This window comes from Lampropedia aestuarii, from assembly GCF_004803635.1.
GTDB lineage: Bacteria > Pseudomonadota > Gammaproteobacteria > Burkholderiales > Burkholderiaceae_C > Lampropedia > Lampropedia aestuarii.
Genome location: NZ_SSWX01000069.1, coordinates 1 through 363, shown reverse-complemented (window position 1 = coordinate 363; position 363 = coordinate 1). Strand labels below are relative to the sequence as shown.

The window sequence follows — 363 nt, the reverse complement described above, 5'->3', positions numbered from 1 at the left end:
GCGAGTTCGAATCCCGCCGCTCCGACCAAAATAATTTGAAAGCCTGTGTATCTCGGTACACAGGCTTTTCTATTTAGTGAGAGCCTGCTTTTTTCACCATGTGTGAAGGAGGTAATGGCTGGCAAAAAAACAGCTGTCAATCCTGTGGTTGAGCTTCATTGGTATGTCAGGCAATCAGCAGATTGTGCGCATGTCGGTTTGGCGGATCTGGTTGGTGTTTGTGCATTGCTTGGTGAGTTGCTCACTGAGGCTGGTGCAAATATTGATTCAAATCATCAGATTGCTGCAGTTTTTTGAAAGAATTAAGAAACTTTCAAATGACGTCTGTTTTTTGTTGTATACTTTCGTTTTTAGTCGGAGCGT

The 363-nt window shown here is 43.3% G+C and carries 1 protein-coding gene; it reads left to right on the top strand.

Annotation, left to right across the window (positions count from 1 at the left end; all coding sequences use genetic code 11):
- The first annotated feature begins 114 nt into the window (after positions 1-114).
- Positions 115-297, top strand: coding sequence for a hypothetical protein (locus tag E8K88_RS17930; RefSeq protein ID WP_136408024.1), 183 nt, complete (start codon positions 115-117; stop codon positions 295-297).
- Positions 298-363: the final 66 nt, after the last annotated feature.